At 66.3% G+C, this 17,000-nt stretch carries 15 protein-coding genes; 3 read left to right on the top strand and 12 right to left on the bottom strand.

Annotation, left to right across the window (positions count from 1 at the left end; genetic code table 11):
* Nucleotides 1-54: 54 nt before the first annotated feature.
* Nucleotides 55-2,058 carry a PAS domain-containing hybrid sensor histidine kinase/response regulator gene (locus ACXJKM_RS01245; protein WP_056198084.1) on the top strand — a complete coding sequence of 668 codons (2,004 nt, stop codon included), beginning with the start codon at nt 55-57 and terminating at the stop codon, nt 2,056-2,058.
* Between the two features lie 8 nt (nt 2,059-2,066).
* Here the strand turns inward: ACXJKM_RS01245 and dnaB are convergent, their stop codons facing one another.
* The 7 genes from dnaB to ppsA all read right to left on the bottom strand — a co-directional run bounded on the left by dnaB (nt 2,067) and on the right by ppsA (nt 9,845).
* Entirely contained in the window at nt 2,067-3,491 is a 1,425-nt protein-coding gene (dnaB, locus tag ACXJKM_RS01240; RefSeq protein WP_457349733.1) for a replicative DNA helicase, read from the bottom strand.
* A gap of 155 nt (nt 3,492-3,646) precedes the next feature.
* Nucleotides 3,647-4,099: a 50S ribosomal protein L9 gene (gene rplI / locus ACXJKM_RS01235; protein WP_457349731.1), complete on the bottom strand. Its 453-nt coding sequence runs from the start codon at nt 4,097-4,099 to the stop codon at nt 3,647-3,649.
* 12 nt (nt 4,100-4,111) lie between these two features.
* Nucleotides 4,112-4,402 (bottom strand): 30S ribosomal protein S18, encoded by a 291-nt coding sequence (rpsR, locus tag ACXJKM_RS01230; RefSeq protein ID WP_056198092.1) that lies wholly within the window; start codon nt 4,400-4,402, stop codon nt 4,112-4,114.
* A gap of 45 nt (nt 4,403-4,447) precedes the next feature.
* A complete protein-coding gene (gene priB, locus ACXJKM_RS01225) occupies nt 4,448-4,741 on the bottom strand; it encodes a primosomal replication protein N (protein ID WP_457349729.1) in 294 nt (97 codons plus the stop codon).
* 50 nt (nt 4,742-4,791) lie between these two features.
* Nucleotides 4,792-5,157, bottom strand: coding sequence for a 30S ribosomal protein S6 (gene rpsF / locus ACXJKM_RS01220; RefSeq protein WP_056198096.1), 366 nt, complete (start codon nt 5,155-5,157; stop codon nt 4,792-4,794).
* 148 nt (nt 5,158-5,305) lie between these two features.
* Entirely contained in the window at nt 5,306-7,363 is a 2,058-nt protein-coding gene (locus ACXJKM_RS01215) for a sodium:solute symporter family protein (RefSeq protein WP_457349727.1), read from the bottom strand.
* A gap of 85 nt (nt 7,364-7,448) precedes the next feature.
* Nucleotides 7,449-9,845, bottom strand: coding sequence for a phosphoenolpyruvate synthase (ppsA, locus tag ACXJKM_RS01210; protein ID WP_457349725.1), 2,397 nt, complete (start codon nt 9,843-9,845; stop codon nt 7,449-7,451).
* Between the two features lie 442 nt (nt 9,846-10,287).
* Between ppsA and ppsR the strand changes: the two genes are divergently transcribed.
* Nucleotides 10,288-11,109, top strand: coding sequence for a posphoenolpyruvate synthetase regulatory kinase/phosphorylase PpsR (gene ppsR, locus ACXJKM_RS01205; protein ID WP_457349723.1), 822 nt, complete (start codon nt 10,288-10,290; stop codon nt 11,107-11,109).
* The gene (locus ACXJKM_RS01200; RefSeq protein ID WP_457349721.1) at nt 11,109-11,993 is read left to right on the top strand and encodes an EamA family transporter; all 885 of its coding nucleotides are present in this window, start codon (nt 11,109-11,111) and stop codon (nt 11,991-11,993) included. Before ppsR ends, ACXJKM_RS01200 begins: the two co-directional genes overlap by 1 nt.
* A gap of 53 nt (nt 11,994-12,046) precedes the next feature.
* On the opposite strand, the gene ACXJKM_RS01195 is transcribed toward ACXJKM_RS01200, so the two are convergent.
* The 5 genes from ACXJKM_RS01195 to hemP all read right to left on the bottom strand — a co-directional run bounded on the left by ACXJKM_RS01195 (nt 12,047) and on the right by hemP (nt 16,996).
* Nucleotides 12,047-12,784 (bottom strand): hypothetical protein, encoded by a 738-nt coding sequence (locus tag ACXJKM_RS01195; protein ID WP_157281644.1) that lies wholly within the window; start codon nt 12,782-12,784, stop codon nt 12,047-12,049.
* A 34-nt stretch (nt 12,785-12,818) separates the two neighbouring features.
* Nucleotides 12,819-14,279, bottom strand: coding sequence for a glycogen synthase GlgA (gene glgA, locus ACXJKM_RS01190; protein ID WP_457349719.1), 1,461 nt, complete (start codon nt 14,277-14,279; stop codon nt 12,819-12,821).
* On the bottom strand, nt 14,276-15,535 hold the full coding sequence (gene glgC, locus ACXJKM_RS01185) for a glucose-1-phosphate adenylyltransferase (protein ID WP_457325761.1): 1,260 nt from the start codon (nt 15,533-15,535) through the stop codon (nt 14,276-14,278). The genes glgA and glgC overlap by 4 nt, the downstream gene beginning before the upstream one ends.
* 69 nt (nt 15,536-15,604) lie before the next feature.
* Nucleotides 15,605-16,789, bottom strand: a complete 1,185-nt coding sequence (locus tag ACXJKM_RS01180; protein ID WP_457349717.1) for a DUF2325 domain-containing protein — start codon at nt 16,787-16,789, stop codon at nt 15,605-15,607.
* Nucleotides 16,790-16,855: 66 nt separating this feature from the next.
* On the bottom strand, nt 16,856-16,996 hold the full coding sequence (hemP, locus tag ACXJKM_RS01175; protein ID WP_457349715.1) for a hemin uptake protein HemP: 141 nt from the start codon (nt 16,994-16,996) through the stop codon (nt 16,856-16,858).
* Between the last annotated feature and the right edge of the window lie 4 nt (nt 16,997-17,000).

The following is a 17,000-nucleotide window of genomic DNA, read 5'->3' as shown; positions in this document are numbered from 1 at the left end:
GAGACACGGGCACACTGCCTGCCCCTGGACCGCCCTCAACACGGAAGGACGAACTTGAAAGTCGATGACGAAGGCCTGCAGCGCAGCGAGGAGCGTTTTCGCCTGCTGGTGGACAGCGTGCGCGACTATGCGATCTTCATGCTGGATCCCGCCGGCCATGTGCTGACCTGGAACGCCGGCGCCGAACGCTTCAAGGGATACAAGGCGGACGAGATCATCGGCAGCCATTTCTCGCGGTTCTACCCGCCGGAGGCGCTGGCCCGGCAGCTGCCTGCTCATGAACTCGAGATGGCCGCGCGCGAAGGCGCCTTCGAGGACGAGGGTTGGCGCGTGCGCAAGGACGGCTCGCTGTTCTGGGCCAATGTCGTCATCACGGCGATGCGCGACCCGACGGGACGGTTGGTGGGTTTCGCCAAGGTCACGCGTGACCTGACGCAAAGGCGCAACCACGAGGAGGCGCTCAAGCGCAGCGAGGAGCGTTTCCGGCTGTTGGTCGAGGGCGTGGCCGACTACGCCATCTTCATGCTGGACGTGAATGGCCGCGTGGCGTCCTGGAACGAAGGCGCGCAGCGCATCAAGGGCTATGCCGCCGAGGACATCCTGGGCGAGCATTTCTCCATCTTCTACCCGCCCGAAGTGCGCGCAAGCGGTTGGCCCGAATACGAGCTGCAGCAGGCCCAGGAGATCGGGCGTTTCGTCGACACGGGCTGGCGGCTTCGCAAGGACGGCACGAGCTTCTGGGCCCAGGTGAGCATCACGGCGCTGCGGGACGAGACCGGGCAGTTGATCGGCTACGCCAAGCTGACGCGCGACCTGACGGCCAGCATGCGCATCGAGGCCATGGAAATCGCCAACCGCGAACACGAGGAAATCCTGGACGCCGAGCGCAATGCGCGCATTGCCGCCCAGCGCGCCACGCGCATCAAGGACGAGTTCCTCGCCACGCTGTCGCACGAACTGCGCACGCCGCTGACGGCCATCCTCGGCTGGACCCAGGTGCTGCTGCGGGCCAAGCCGGGCGATGAGCGCGTCAATCTGCAGCGCGCCATCGAGGTCATCGATCGCAATGCGCGTGCCCAGGTGCAGCTCATCGACGACCTGCTGGACCTGAACCGCATCATGACCGGCAAGCTGAGGCTGGACCTGCAGCAACTGAGCATGGCCAACGTCATCCAGGCGGCCGTCGAAACCGTCACTCCGTCAGCATCGGCCAAGGGGGTGGAGCTGCAATCCCTGCTGGATACCGGCCCGGCCATGGTCAACGGTGACAGCGGACGGTTGCAGCAGGTGGTGTGGAACCTGCTGAACAACGCCATCAAGTTCACGCCCGCGGGCGGCCGGGTGCAGGTGCTGCTGCAGCGCGTCAACTCCCAGGTGGAATTCAGTGTCAGCGACACCGGCATCGGCATCCCGGCCGCCTTCCTGCCTCAGGTGTTCGATCGCTTCACACAACAGGACGGTTCCACCTCGCGGGCCCACGGCGGCCTGGGCCTGGGCCTGGCGATCTGCAAGCAGCTCATCGAACTGCACGGGGGCAACATCCGCGCCGAGAGCGCCGGCGAGGGCCGGGGCGCGAGCTTCTTCGTCAGGCTGCCGCTGTCCGCCCTTCAGGCGGCCGGAGAGCGTGACGAGGATCCCGCCTCTGCCGATGCACGGGCCAGCGAGAACCTCGCCCTCCCCAAGCTGGACGGCGTGCACATCTTCGTGCTGGACGACGAGCAGGACACACGCAGCCTGCTGTGCCGCATCCTGGAGGACCAGGGGGCCCGGGTGGTGGCCTTTGCCTCGGCGCAGGAGTTGCTCAAGGCCGTCCAGCTGTCACGGCCGACCGTCATCGTCAGCGATGTGGGCATGCCCGGCGTGGACGGCTATCAGATGATCCGTACCTTGCGGGCGACCGAGACGCGGAACTCCCGCATCCCCGCCTTGGCCCTCACGGCCTTCGCCCGGGCCGAGGACCGCAAGCGCTCGCTGCTGGCCGGCTTCCAGGCCCATCTGGCCAAGCCGTTCGACGTGGCCGAGCTCATCCTGCTGGTGGCCAATCTGGCCGAGAAATAGCGCGCGCCTCAGTACTCGTCACGCTCCACACCCACATACCCAGGTGCGAGGTTCTCAAACTTGGTGTGCATCCGCTGGAACATCAGCTTGACTGTCCCGACCGGGCCGTTACGCTGTTTCGCAATGATGATCTCGGCGACACCCGGCTCCTTGCACTCGTCCTTGGTGTAGTACTCGTCGCGGTAGATGAACATGATGATGTCAGCGTCCTGCTCGATGGCGCCGGACTCACGCAGGTCGGACATCATCGGCCGCTTGTCGGGCCGCTGCTCCACCGAGCGGTTCAGCTGCGACAGGGCGATGACGGGGCACTTCAGCTCCTTGGCCAGGGCCTTCAGGCCGCGCGAGATCTCGCCCAGCACCGTCGCGCGGTTTTCCTCGCTGCCGCCGCCGTTGCCGCTCATCAGCTGCAGGTAGTCGATGACGATCAGGCCGAGCTGGCCGCAGATGCGCGCCTGGCGGCGTGCACGGGCGCGCACCTCACTGGGCGACAGGCCGGGGCTCTCGTCGATGAAGATGCTGGCCTTGCCGAGCTTGTCGACGGCCTCCGACAGGCGCCCCCATTCGTCGTCCTTCAGCTGGCCGGTGCGCAGATGGCTCTGGTCGATGCGGCCGATCGAACCGACCATACGCAACGCGAGCTGTGCGGCACCCATTTCCATCGAGTAGATGACGACGGGCAGGCCTTCGTTGATGGCGACGTTCTCGGCGATGTTGACCGCGAACGCGGTCTTGCCCATGGACGGGCGCGCGGCGAGCACGATGAGGTCGCCGCCCTGCAGGCCGGCGGTCTGGCGGTCCAGGTCGTAGAAGCCGGTGCGCACGCCGGTCACGTCCTGGGCGCCGCTCTCTGCCAGCTCGTTGACGCGGTCGATCAGCTGCACGACGAGCTGATCCATGCTCTGGAAACCCTGGCGGCTGCGCGAGCCCTCCTCGCCGATGCGGAAGATCTTGCCTTCGGCTTCGTCGAGGATCTGCGTGACGGCACGGCCCTGCGGATTCATCGCGGCGGTCGCGATCTCGTCGCTGGTGGCCACCAATTTGCGCAGGATGGCCCGCTCGCGAACGATCTCAGCATAACGGCGCAGGTTGGCGGCACTTGGCACGCTCTGAGCCAGCGCGTTCAAATAGGCCAGGCCGCCGCATTCCTCGGCGCGCCCCACCGAGGTCAGTTCGTCAAAGACGGTGACGACGTCGGCCGGCTTGCCCGCGTTGATCAGCTTGCCGACCGCTGCGTATACATGCTTGTGCTCGAAGCGATAGAAGTCGGTCTCGGTCAGCAGGTCGGCCGCCTTGTCCCAGGCCGAGTTGTCGATCAGCAGGCCACCGAGCACGCTCTGCTCGGCCTCGACCGAATGCGGTGGCACGCGCAGGCGTGCGACCTCGTCGTCATACGGCGCGGCGGAAGAAGAAGCAGGAAAGATCGCGGACATGCCTGTGGATAAAGCTGTGAACGAACTGGGAGCAGACGGTGGACGAAGCGGGAAAACTCGTCCCAGAAAAACCAAAGGCCGAAACCCTGTGGGGCCTCGGCCTTCTTCAATGTTGCGGCGTCAGACGCCGCAGCGCAAGGGCGCTTACTCCGACGTTACTCGGCTTCAGCAACCACCTGGACGGTGATCTCGACCACGACGTCGGTGTGAGCCGCGACCTGGACCGGGAACTCGCCGACGGTCTTCAGCGGACCGTTGGGCAGGCGCACCTGCGACTTGGCGATGGCGCTGCCAGACTTGGTCAGCGCTTCGGCCACGTCGGCGTTGGTCACCGAGCCGAACAGGCGGCCGTCAACGCCCGCCTTCTGGGCGATGCGCACGGTCTTGCCGGCGATGGCTTCACCCAGTTTCTGGGCTTCGGCCAGCTTGGCGGCGGCGGCCTTTTCGAGTTCCGCACGGCGGACTTCGAATTCCTTGATCGCGGACTCGGTGGCGCGGCGCGCCTGCTTGGTCGGGATCAGGAAGTTGCGGGCATAACCATCCTTGACCTTGACGACGTCGCCGAGGTTGCCGAGGTTGGACACTTTTTCGAGCAGGATCACTTGCATGTCGTCAGCTCCTTAGACCTTGTGCTGGTCGCTGTACGGCAGCAGGGCCAGGAAGCGCGCGCGCTTGATGGACACCGTCAGCTGACGCTGGAAGAAGGCGCGCGTACCGGTCAGGCGAGCGGGCGTGATCTTGCCGTTTTCGGAGATGAAATCGCGCAGCGTGTCGATGTCCTTGTAGTCGATCTGCTCGACACCGGCGACGGTGAAGCGGCAGAAACGCTTGCGACGGAACAGCAACGATTGTTGGTTGCGCTTGGGCTTCTTGTCTTTGGAGAAGCGACCTTTACCACGTGGCGGGGGCATAGAGGACCTCTGTTAAATCTATCCGGATTCAATCAATTCCGGGTTCTAGGAAGCAGCGGGTTCGATCTCGGTGACGTGGGCGATAAAGCCCCGGCCGTTGCGCTGGTGGGTCAGGAAACCGCGGAAGACCGCGATGCCACCGACTCCCAGCGCCTGCAACTGCTTGGCCACCTCGCCCACCGCAACCGCTTTGATCTCCAGCGAGATCTTGCGCGGCTTGCCGGCTTCGATGACTTCGGACTCGGCCTTGAGGCTTGCGTCCAGGGCCATCAGCCCGGCGGGTGTGTAGCGAACTTGTCCGAGTTGCTGGATCTGCGCCTGGAGGTGAAGCTGGTTCACGCCAGGGGCACGCTGCTCGAAAAACCTGGTTCTTTAGCGATGACCTGTGCTCAGGCCGCTTCTTGCGGTTGCGGCGCCTTGCGGGCTTCTTCGCGCTCGACGGCCTTCATCATGACCGAGGGGGTCGCGATGGCCTTGTCCTGAACCACGGTGAGGTGGCGCAACACGGCGTCGTTGAAGCGGAAGCCAGTCTCGAGCTCAGCCAGGACTTCCTTGCTGCACTCGATGTTCAGGCACAAGTAATGGGCCTTGGCGAGCTTCTGGATCAGGTAAGCCATCTGGCGACGGCCCCAGTCCTCAACTCGGTGCACGACACCACCACCGGTGGTGATCAGGCCCTTGTAGCGCTCCAGCATGGCCGGAACTTGTTCGCTTTGATCCGGATGGATCAGCAGAACGATTTCGTAGTGACGCATATTTACTCCTTGTGGATTCCAGCCCGACAGGGTTGCCGGTCTGAGGAAGCCGCGCCACGGCGTCTACACGCGGTACGGCAAGGGGGAACCAAGGATTCTAGCCCGGAAGGGGTGAATGACCAAATCGCCGCCCCTTCACTCTCGTTGATCAGGCCACCGGCCGACTGCGCAGCTTGTCGACGAAATCACGATCGCGCTGGCTGGGCGCGGCTGTCAGCAGGCTGACGAGGGCCAGGACCAGCGCACCGGCGGGCACGCCGAAGAGGCCGGCCGAGGCCGGCTGGATGCCCCAGATCAATGTCGCCGGGCCGGGCAGGCCGATCAGAGCCCGCGCGCCGGGGTGGGCGATGACGAGATAGATCAGGCAGACGACGAGGCCGGTCAACATGCCCACCAGGGCGCCAGCGCGGTTGGCGCGACGCCAGAACACGCCGGCGACCAGGGCCGGGAAAAAGGTCGAGCCGGCGATGGAGAAAGCGGCCGTGACGACGGCCAGGATGTCCGCCGGCCGGCTGGATGCCACCGCCGCCGCCGCCAGCGCCGCCGCCAGCAGCAGCGCCTTGGACAAGGTGACCCGCCGTGTGCGCGAGGCCTCTGGGTTGATGGCCTTGTAGTAAAGGTCGTGGGACAGCGCGCTGGAGATGGCCAGCAGCAGGCCGTCTGCGGTGGATAGCGCCGCCGCCAGCCCACCGGCTGCCACCATGCCCGAGATGACATAGGGCAGGCCGCCCAGCTCGGGCATGACCAGCATGACGAGATCGGGGTGCAGGCGCAGTTCGCCCAGCTGCAGGCGGCCGTCACCGTTCAGGTCCACGGCCGACAGCAGGGTAGGGTCGACGCGCTGCCATTGGCGTATCCAGGCAGGCAGCTGGTCGAAGGACGTACCCACCAGGCTGTTGAAGACCTCGGTCTTGACCATGACGGCCAGGGCCGGCGCCGTCAGATAGAGCAGGCAGATGAAGACCAGGGACCAGGCCACCGACTGGCGCGCCGTCGCGACGGAGCTGGTCGTGTAGTAGCGCGTCAGCAGATGCGGCAGGCCGGCCGTACCGACCATCAGGCAAAAGGCCAGGGCGATGAAGTTGCGGCGTGCCGCGCTGGCCTGCTCGCGCTCGGGCGGGCTGCCGTCGGGGTTGCCTGCAAAGGGCTGCATATGGGGCACGAGGCCGGACAGCGGCTGGGCGAGCTGAGCCTCCCCCGCCTGCTCGCGCCGCCAGCGCTCCTCGGCCTCGGGGGCTGTGCGCGGCAGCGCGGCGCGCTGCTTCTCGGCGGCCTGGATGCGGGCCAGCGGCGCGCCCTCGGCCTTTAGCGCGGCGACCTGAGCGGCCGCCCTGCCCTGCTCGTCGGCCAGCGCCTGGGGCACGTCGGCCAGGCGCGCGGCGGCTGCATCGGCACGCCGCTGGTGGATGGCGCGTACCTGCAGCTCGCCCGGATCGCGCATCAGCTCACGCTCGCGCTCGGCCAGTTGATGCAGCTGCTGGCCGTAGACGAGCTGCGGCAGGGGCCAGCCGGTCTGCTTGACGCTGAGCCAGATGACCGGCACCAGGTAGGCCAGGATCATGATCAGGTACTGGGCCACCTGGGTCCAGGTGACGGCACGCATGCCGCCCAGGAAGGAGCAGACCAGCACGCCGCCCAGGCCGACGAAGACGCCGACCTCGAAGCCCAGGCCGGTGAGCCGCGTCGTGATGAGGCCGACGCCGTAGATCTGTGCGACCAGGTAGACGAAGGACACCAGGATGGCGGCACCGGCTCCCACCAGCCGCAAGGCGCGGCTGTCGAAGCGTTCGGCGAGGAAGTCCGCCAGCGTGAATTGCCCGAAGCGACGCAGATAGGGCGCGATGCACAGCGCCACGAGAACGAAGCCACCCGTCCAGCCCAACACATAGGCCAGGCCCGCGTAGCCGCTGGCGTAGAGCGTGCCGGCCAGGCCGATGAAGGTGGCCGCGCTCATCCAGTCCGCACCGGCGGCCATGCCGTTGTACAGCGGCGGCACGCGCCGGCCGGCGACGAAGTATTCGGCCGGGTCGGTGGTGCGGCAAAGGATGCCGATGACGGCGTAGACGGCGACAGTCGCGCCGAGGAAGGTGTAGCCGATCCAGACCTTGGGCAGGCCGCGCTGCTCGCCCAGGCCCAGGCCGACCACCAGGGCGATGAAGCTCAGTGCGAACAGGAAATAGCGGCGGTGCAGGGGGCTGGCGGACACGGCCGCGATCATGGCAATAAAAAGCCCGGATTCCCCTTACGGAGAACCCGGGCTGGTCGTCAATCGCGAAGACTTGCTTGGCGCTTTACTTGGCGGCCAGGCGCTGCCAGGTCTCGATCACCGTGTCCGGGTTCAGCGAGATCGACACGATGCCCTCCTCGGCCAGCCAGTCGGCGAAGTCCGGGTGATCGCTGGGACCTTGGCCGCAGATGCCGATGTATTTGCCGGTGGCGCGGCAGGCGCGGATGGCGCGCGAGATCATGGCCTTGACGGCCGGGTCGCGCTCGTCGAAATCGCCGGCCAGCTGCTCCAGGCCCGAGTCACGGTCCAGACCGAGTGTGAGCTGCGTCAGGTCGTTGGAGCCGATGGACATGCCGTCGAAATGCTCCAGGAACTGCTCGGCCAGGATGGCGTTGCTCGGCACTTCGCACATCATGATGATGCGCAGGCCGTCCGTGCCACGCTTCAGGCCGCGCTCCGCGAGCATCGCAACGACCTTTTCGGCCTGCTTCACGGTGCGCACGAAGGGCACCATGATCTCGATGTTGTTCAGGCCCATTTCCTTGCGCACGCGCTTGAGGGCCTCGCACTCCATCGCGAAGGCGTCCTGGAAATCGCCGCTGATGTAGCGCGAGGCGCCGCGGAAACCCAGCATGGGGTTCTCTTCGTCCGGCTCATAGCGGCTGCCGCCGATGAGCTTGCGGTACTCGTTGCTCTTGAAGTCAGAGAGGCGAACGATGACCGGGCGCGGGAAGAAGGCGGCGGCAATCGTCGCGATGCCTTCGGCCAGCTTATCCACATAGAAGGCGCGCGGCGAGGCGTGGCCGCGGGCGACGGACTCGACGGCCTTCTTCAGGTCGGCATCGATGTTCGGATAGTCCAGGATGGCCTTGGGGTGGACACCGATGTTGTTGTTGATGATGAACTCAAGCCGCGCCAGGCCCACGCCGCCAGAGGGCATTTGCGCGAAGTTGAAGGCCAGCTGCGGGTTGCCGACGTTCATCATGATCTTGATGGGGCAGTACGGCAGCTCGCCGCGGTGCACCTCGCTGATCTCGGTCTCGAGCAGCCCGTCGTAGATATAGCCGGTGTCGCCCTCGGAGCAGGCCACCGTGACGAGCTGGCCGTCCTTGAGCTTCTCGGTCGCGTCGCCGCAGCCGACCACGGCCGGGATGCCCAGCTCGCGCGCAATGATGGCCGCGTGGCAGGTGCGGCCGCCGCGGTTGGTGACGATGGCGCTGGCGCGCTTCATGACCGGCTCCCAGTTCGGGTCGGTCATGTCGGTGACGAGCACGTCGCCGGGCTGCACGCGCTCCATCTCGGCCACGCTATCAACCAGGCGGACCGGGCCGGTGCCGATCTTCTGGCCGATGGCGCGGCCTTCCGCCAGCACGGCGCTGTGGGCCTTGAGCTTGTAGTGGTGCTCGACCTGGCCTGCAGCTTGGCTCTTCACCGTCTCCGGGCGGGCCTGCAGGATGTAGATCTTGCCGTCGACGCCGTCACGGCCCCACTCGATGTCCATTGCGCGGCCGTAGTGCTGCTCGATGATGAGGGCGTACTTCGCCAGCTCGGTCACCTCGGTGTCGTTCAGCGAGTAGCGGTTGCGTTGCTCGGGCACCGTGTCGACGGTCTTGACGAGCTTGCCGGCAGCGGCCTTTTCCTCGGGCGACGCGAACTCCATGCGAATCAGCTTGGAGCCGAGGTTGCGGCGGATGATGGCCAGCTTGCCGGCCTTCAGCGCCGGCTTGTGCACGTAGAACTCGTCCGGGTTCACCGCGCCCTGCACCACCGTCTCGCCCAGGCCGTAGCTGGACGTGATGAAGACGACTTCCTGGAAGCCGCTCTCGGTGTCGATGGTGAACATGACACCGGCCGAGCCGAGGTCGCTGCGCACCATGCGCTGGACGCCAGCGGACAGTGCCACGTCGTTGTGGGCAAAGCCTTTGTGCACGCGGTAGCTGATGGCGCGGTCGTTGTAGAGCGACGCGAACACCTCGCGCATCTTGTGCAGCACCTCGTCGATGCCGACGACGTTCAGGAAGGTTTCCTGCTGGCCGGCAAACGACGCGTCGGGCAAGTCTTCGGCCGTGGCGGACGAACGCACGGCGAAGGAGACGCCTGGGTTGTCGGCGGTCAGCTGCGCGAAGGACGAGCGCACGCCGGCTTCCAGGTCGGCCGGGAAGGGTTGGTTCTCGATCCAGCCGCGGATCTCGGCGCCGGCCTCGGCCAGCGCGCGGACATCGTCGGTGTTGAGCGTGGCCAGGCGCGCCGCGATGCGCGCGTCCAGCCCCTCGTGCTTGAGGAACTGCCGGAAGGCGTGCGCCGTGGTGGCGAACCCTCCGGGGACGCGCACGCCGCTGGCGGCGAGCTGCGAGATCATTTCGCCGAGGCTGGCGTTCTTGCCGCCAACTGCCTCGACATCGCTCATCCTCAGGTTCTCAAACGGTACGACCAGGGCGGTCGCCTCGAACAGGGTGGACATGGGGAAACTCCGGGAGGTTGAAAAACCGGTGTCGTCGCGTCGTCCACGCCCAGTGCCGAGCCAAGATGCTCAAGGCAGGCGCAGCTCCGTCCATTTCTGGATTCTTTGAGGAGGAGGGAGGCGCGCATGGGCTGATCGCGATGAATTGCCGCGGATTCTAGGCCTCGGGTTTCATCCAGGTACGGCGGGGGGATGTGCAATAAGTCCCTTCTCGGCGCCGTGTCCCCTCTTTCGGGGTGGCATGAAAACGTTGACGGCCGACTGATGCGGGTCAGGCCAAGGGAGCCCTGGCTGTGCACGATGCCCGCGTGAGCAGCGACGAAGCCACCGCACAGGAGATCAATCGCACGACCTGGAAGATGTGATCCATGTGTCCGAGGTTGCAGGGCGAAAGCAGGGTGCTGGCTATCATGGCCGCGCCGTAACTCGATGGAATGCCGCCATGACCGCCAGAACCGTTTACTTCGTCTCTGACGGCACCGGCATCACCGCTGAGACCTTCGGCAATTCCATCCTCGCCCAGTTCTCGATCAAGGCCCGCCATGTACGCCGGCCGTTCGTCGACTCGGCCGAGAAGGCGCACGCCGTCGTCGCTGAGATCAATGAAGTCGCCGTGCGCGAGGCCCAGCGGCCCATCGTCTTCGCGACGCTGGTGGACCGCGACGTGCTCAAGATCGTGCGCGAGCATTGCCAGGGCCGCGTCATGGACATGTTCGGCACCTTCATCGAGCCGCTGGAAGACGAGTTCGGCATCAAGAGCAACCACCGCGTGGGTCGCTTCTCAGACGTGGCCGAAAGCAAGGAATACCACGACCGCATCGAGGCCATCAACTTCTCGCTGGCCCACGACGACGGCCAGTCGGCGCGCAACCTCGACGTGGCCGACGTCATCCTCGTCGGCGTGTCGCGCTCGGGCAAGACGCCGACTTCGCTGTACCTGGCCATGCAGCATGGCATCAAGGCCGCCAACTACCCGCTGATCCCCGAGGACTTCGAGCGCCGCAAGCTGCCCGCACCGCTGCTGCCGCACAAGCGCAAGTGCTTCGGCCTGACCATCGACCCCGAGCGCCTCTCGTCCATCCGCAACGAGCGCCGTCCCGGCAGCAAATATGCCGACGTACTGAACTGCCGCTACGAGGTCAACGAGGCCGAGGCCATGATGAAACGCGACGGCATCTCCTGGCTGTCGTCCACGCACAAGTCCATCGAAGAGATCGCGACGACCATCCTGCGCGACATCCGCCCGGACAGGCTGATGTACTGATGCCGCTCCACGCGCTCGCACTGGTCCTCACCGCCGCCCTTCTCCACGCTGTCTGGAACCTCGCCGCCAAGAAGTGGGGCGGGGGCACGCATTTCGTCTTCAGCTGTGCGCTCGGTGTGGTGGTGCTGTGGCTGCCTGCTGTGCTCTGGGTCGGCCTGGATGAGCTGCCGCACTGGTCACTGCTGGCCTGGGGTTTTGTCGCCGCCAGCGCCGTGGTCCACCTGGGCTACTTCAACTGCCTCATCGCTGGCTACCGGGCCAGCGACCTGACCGTCGTCTACCCGGTCGCACGCGGCAGCGGCCCTTTCCTGTCGGCGCTTGCGGCCGTCGTGTTGCTGGGTGAGCACCTGGGCGTCCATGGCGCGCTGGGCCTGGCCGGCGTCGTCGGCGGCATCCTGCTGATCACCATGGGGCCGCGCCTGATCGGCCGCGGTGTGGACCACGATGCCGAGGCAGCCATGCGCCGCCGCCGCGGCGTCTATTGGGGCGCCGCCACCGGCACGCTGATCGCCGGCTACACGGTGCTGGACGGTTATGCCGTCAAGGTGCTGGCCGTGTCGCCGCTGATGCTGGACTACTTCGGCAATGTGCTGCGCGTGCCGCTGCAACTGCCGACGCTGCTGCGCAACCCGCAGAGCTTCTGGCCGGAGCTGCGCCGCTCATGGCGCGGCGTGCTTGCCGTCGCAGGCCTGGGGCCGCTGGCCTACATCCTGGTGCTGATGGCCATGCGCGAGGCGCCGCTGTCACGCGTGGCGCCAGCGCGCGAGGTGTCTATGCTGTTTGCGGCACTGCTGGGCGGGCAGTTGTTGGGCGAAGGCGAACGAGGCTGGCGTATCGCCGGCGCCGCGCTGATTGGGGTTGGAGTCATCGCGCTGGCCATTTGACGGTAGGAATGGCTGCATCGTGACACGCCGCGCCATGGCACCTCGCGACCACGTCAAACCTCTGCCAGTTGAGGCGCGCAAGGATAGGACGGGTGCGCCTCGACCTCGGGCCTGAAAGCGTCGTCAGGCGGAAGCGGGCGCCAGATGTTCAGAAAGGCCAGGTTGAGCATCGTCGTCAGCCCGACGTATGTAAAAACTGGATCGAAGCCTTCGGGACCCAGTGATTTGGCGCATTGCCAGGACCAGGCCTTCCAAACGGCCTTCCCTGCAGTTTTGGCAGGCAAACGAATACCGCGCACTTTCAGGTAGGCCATCCAATCCATATGCACGCCACCGGAAAGCGCTCTCTCACGCTCACGCTCATACAACAAGCGTTCGAAGCCCGCTCCGTACGACGCATTGACGCCTCGCTCGATGAGGGCGAGGCGCACAAAGTAGTGATCGTTCTTGGGCGTGAACCGCGAGGCCGGATGCAGGTGATCCACCTGCAGGTTGTGCGGGATGCCGTCATCGCCGATTCCGCCCCACTCGGACAGGAAAAGCCGGAAGGCCTTTCGATACCCGCGATATCGCGATCGCACCCACAACTCCGGTTGCATATTGGGCTTCCGAATCACGACGCAAGATGTCGGCTTGATGCCTGGAAGATGTGCAGCCGTCCAGCCATAGGACTCACAGTGCTCAAGCAGCCGTGTCCTCGTCGTGGCGATCAAGCAGGTGACGCTCCCGTCCCTGAAATCACCGGTCATTGAGTCGAGTTGGTGCCCGAGAAACAGGGACAGGCCTCGCATGAAGTCGCTTGTCTGTGCGCAGTCCAGTTTCACATCAACGACCCAGCACACCGCGATACACATCCGCATACCGTTGCGCGGCGGCGTTCCAGTCAAAGTGCTGTCGCATCGCCGCCAAGCGCACGCGACCCCAGCACTCTTGCCGGCTCCACAACGCAAAGGCACGGCGCAGCGCGCGACGGTAGGCGTCGGCCGTGAAGGCGTTGAAGACAAAGCCCGTGGCGGCGCCGGCATCGAGGTCTTCCAGCGTGCAGTCGACCACCGTGTCGGCCAGCCCACCGACGCGGTGCACCAACGGCAGCGTGCCATAGCTCAGGCCGTAGAGCTGGGTGAGACCACAAGGTTCGAAGCGGCTGGGCACCAGCATCACATCGCTGCCGGCATAGATGCGGTGTGCCAGCCCTTCATCCATGCCGATGCGGCGGGCGATTTGGCCCGGGTGCCTGGCGGCGGCTTCGCCAAACGCTGCTTCAAGGCGGGCGTCGCCGCTGCCAAGAATGACAAGCTGCCCACCCGCGTCGATCAGGTCGTTCAGCGCCTCGATCACCAGAGGCAGACCCTTCTGCTCGGTCAGGCGGCTGACTACGCCGAACAACGGCGCCTGCGCCTTCACATCCAGCCCACATTCGCGCTGCAGCGCGGCCTTGCAGACGGCCTTGTCTTCGGCGCTGTCGACGTCATAGGCTCGTGCGATGCTGCGGTCGTGGGCGGGCGACCACACGCCGTAGTCGACGCCATTCAGGATGCCGTGCAACACCTCGGCGCGATGGCGCAGCAGGCCGTCCAGACCACAGCCCTGCTCGGGCGTCTGGATCTCGCGTGCATAGCTCGGGCTGACCGTGGTGATCGCGTCCGCGAAATGCAGGCCGGCCTTCATGAAGCTGACTTGGCCATAGAACTCCACGCCCTCGACCGCGTAGTGTTGGGGTGGCAAGCCGAGATCGCAGAAATGGTCGGCCGGGAACAGGCCCTGGTAGGCCAGGTTGTGCACGGTAAAGACCGTCCGCGCCTCGGTGCGGCGGCGCGAGCGGCTGGCGGCGATGTGGGCGCAGGCAAGGCCCGCGTGCCAGTCATGGGCGTGCACGATCTGCGGACGCCAGGCGGCATCCACGCCCTCGGCAAGACGGGCAGCCGCCAGGCCCAGCAGCGCGAAGCGACGGTGGTTGTCCGCGTATGCGACGCCGCTCTCATCCGCGTAAGGGTTGCCGGGCCGGTCGAAAAGACCAGGAGCGTCCAGTACATAGACGGGCATGTCGAAGCCCGGCAGCCGCCCGCGCAGCAGCGCTGCCCTGCCCTCGCTCCACGGTAGTGCGACGGGAACGACGGCGCATTCCAGGGTCAACGAATCGCGGATGGCCGGGAAACCCGGCACCAGCAGGCGCGGCTCCGCGCCTGCAGCGGCCAACGCCGCAGGCAGCGCACCAGCCACGTCGGCCAGGCCGCCCGTCTTCAGCAGCGGGAAGAGTTCCGCGCTGACCTGCAGAACTCTGGTCACAGCCTGGCCAGCATCTGCTTGGTGATCAGCACGACGCCGTTTTCCGTGCGCTCGAAGCGTTCGGCGTCCAGCACCGCGTCCTCGCCGACGACGAGGCCATCGGGGATCTCGCAACCGCGATCGACGATGACCTTGGTCAGCCGGCAATGCCGCCCGATCTCGACGCCGGGCAGCAGCACGCACTGGTGGATGTTGCAGAAGGAGCGGATGCGCACGTTGTTGAACAGCACCGACTGCACGACATGCGAGCCCGACACGATGCAGCCCGCGCTGACGATGGTGTTGACCGTCATGCCGTGCATGCCGTTGTGGTCGGGAATGAACTTGGCCGGAGGCAGCTGGCGCTGGTAGGTCCAGATCGGCCAATCGGTGTCGTAGATGTCGAGCTCGGGGCTGATGGAGGCCAGGTCGAGGTTGGCGGCCCAGAAGGCGTCCAGCGTGCCGACGTCGCGCCAGTAGGGCGTGGCACCGTTGGGATTCATGATGCAGCTCATGCCGAAGGGGTGAGCCACGGCGCGGTTCTCGGCAACGACCTTGGGGATCACGTCCTTGCCAAAGTCATGGCTGGAGGTGGGGTCGGCCAGGTCTTCGGCCAGAAGCCGGTACAGGTAGTCGGCGTTGAAGATGTAGATGCCCATGCTGGCCAGGCAGACGCCATCGCGGCCCGGGATGCAGGGCGGGTCGGCGGGCTTTTCCTTGAAGGCCGTGATGCGACGCTCGTCGTCCACGGCCATCACGCCGAAGGCACTCGCCTCGCCCTTGGGCACCTCGATGCAGCCAACGGTGCAACCCGCCCCTGTGGCGACATGGTCCACCAGCATGCTGGAGTAGTCCATCTTGTAGATGTGGTCGCCAGCCAGCACGACGATGTAGTCCGCGCCGGTGCTCTGCACGATGTCCAGATTCTGGAATACCGCATCGGCCGTGCCGCGGTACCAGCTCTCATCGTCGGTGCGCTGCTGGGCCGGCATCAGGTCGACCGTCTCGTTGAGCTCGGCGCGCAGGAAGCTCCAGCCACGCTGGATGTGGCGCAGCAGCGAATGGCTTTTGTACTGCGTGACGACGCCGATGCGACGGATGCCGCTGTTGACACAGTTGCTCAGCGCGAAATCGATGATGCGGAACTTGCCGCCGAAGTAGACGGCCGGCTTGGCGCGCGAATCAGTCAACTGCTTGAGCCGCGAGCCGCGGCCACCGGCCAGGACGAGGGCGATGGCGCGGCGCGCGAGCTGGTGGGGCGAGGCGACGGGGGGCATTGACAGTCTCCGGCTGCAAACAATTGCAGTTTGCGGCAGGCAGTTTGCCCGCCCGCTGGGGGCTTCCCCTCAGACCGCCGTATTTGCCCCTTCTTCGGCCGCCGCCAGGGCCAGCGCGCGCTCAAACGCGCTGCGGCTGGGCGTCTCGACGAAGACGCAACGCTTGCCGTGCCGCTTGCAATGGTCCTTCACGCGCCAATAGGCGTCATGGCTGATGCAACCCGTCTGGCAGATGACGAGATCGGCCGCGGCGAGCTGGGGCTCCAGCTGGGCTGGCTTGTGCTCGCTGCCGCCGTCATGGTGCAGGAACTGCGCGCCACAGCCTTCCACGGCCTGACGGTACTGGGGCACGCTGCCGCTGCGGCCACCGACGCAGAGCACGACCCGGTGCTCCAGCTTCACGGTCTCAACGCGGACCTCTTGTTCGACCCATGCGGCGGCGGGTTCGGCGGCATCCGCCACCGCCGGTGTGCGCGACGCGAGTCGGTTGACCTCGCGTTGCAGCGCCAGGTTGCGCTCCAACTGTTCGGCCAGGCGCTCGCGCAGGGCCTCGCGTTCGGGCAGATCGGGGCGCGCGGCCTGCCAATGCTGCAGCTGCTCCTGCGCCTGGGCGAGTTGGGTCTGCAGGCCGATCTGCGTGGCGCGGAACTGCATGCGCTCCTGCTCCCAGGCCTGCTGCTCGCGGGCGCGCTCCAGGCTCCAACCAGTCACGCGCTGCTGCACCTCGGCGTAATCGCGCGCCAGCGCCTGACGTTCGGCAGACAGCTCACGGTGGGCAGCCAAGTCCATGCGCTGCGCGGCGCCGACCTGGTGCTGCAGCATGTGCACCTGGCCCAGCACGCGCATCTCCAGCCATTCGTCGCACCGTGCGTGCGTCAGCGTGGCCCACAGCGCGCCGGCAATTTCGCCCTGGACGGCGCGGTTGCGCCACCAGCTCATCAGGCTTTCGCGGCATTTGGCCTGGGCGGCGTTGCGCACGTCGAGCGCGAAGCGCTGCTCCAGATCCTTTTGCAACGACTCGGACACCGCGTTGCGGCGCGCGGCTGCAGTGACGAGGCTGCAATGCAGCGTGTAGTCGTCCTCGTCGCCCTGCAGCACCAGTAGCTTCCTGGCCAGGATGCGCACGCGTTCCAGCGGCATGCAGACGCCGATGACGGGGCAGTGGGCATGGCTGCCCAGCTCCCACAGGCGGCGCCGGCGCGAGCCGGTGAGGGAGGGGAGCGCGGCATGCACAGCGCAGCAGGTGTCGGCCATTCGGAAGTCTCCAGGGGAGAAGCGCGGGCGGGCGACGGCTGGCTGGCGCGATATGACGAGCGAGGGCTATTTGGTCAGGATCAACTTGCCCTGGGACGTGATGCGCAGGCGGTAGACCTGCTGTTGATGCACGATGAAGACTTCGCCCTTGGGGCCGAGCAACGTGGCGCTGTCGATCTGGCGGGCCTGGCCTCTGCCCAGGATCACAGCC

Source organism: Roseateles sp. P5_D6, assembly GCF_054049415.1.
This window is presented reverse-complemented; position numbering and strand designations above follow the sequence as displayed.